This window comes from Staphylococcus sp. 510 (assembly GCF_057219715.1).
In genome coordinates this window covers 1-470 of record NZ_JBXVVK010000055.1, presented here as the reverse complement: position 1 = coordinate 470, position 470 = coordinate 1, and the positions used below count along the sequence as shown (strand labels likewise).

At 51.9% G+C, this 470-nt stretch carries 1 rRNA gene; it reads right to left on the bottom strand.

Going from position 1 to position 470, the window contains the following annotated elements:
* Positions 1–470: ribosomal RNA gene (locus tag AC2D8K_RS12610) — 16S ribosomal RNA — on the bottom strand; the annotation flags it as partial.

Genomic DNA, 470 nt, shown 5'->3' with positions numbered 1-470 from the left:
CAGTTTCCAATGACCCTCCACGGTTGAGCCGTGGGCTTTCACATCAGACTTAAAAAACCGCCTACGCGCGCTTTACGCCCAATAATTCCGGATAACGCTTGCCACCTACGTATTACCGCGGCTGCTGGCACGTAGTTAGCCGTGGCTTTCTGATCAGGTACCGTCAAGATGTGCACAGTTACTTACACATTTGTTCTTCCCTGATAACAGAGTTTTACGATCCGAAGACCTTCATCACTCACGCGGCGTTGCTCCGTCAGGCTTTCGCCCATTGCGGAAGATTCCCTACTGCTGCCTCCCGTAGGAGTCTGGACCGTGTCTCAGTTCCAGTGTGGCCGATCACCCTCTCAGGTCGGCTACGTATCGTTGCCTTGGTAAGCCGTTACCTTACCAACTAGCTAATACGGCGCGGATCCATCTATAAGTGACAGCAAAGCCGCCTTTCACTATTGAACCATGCGGTTCAATAT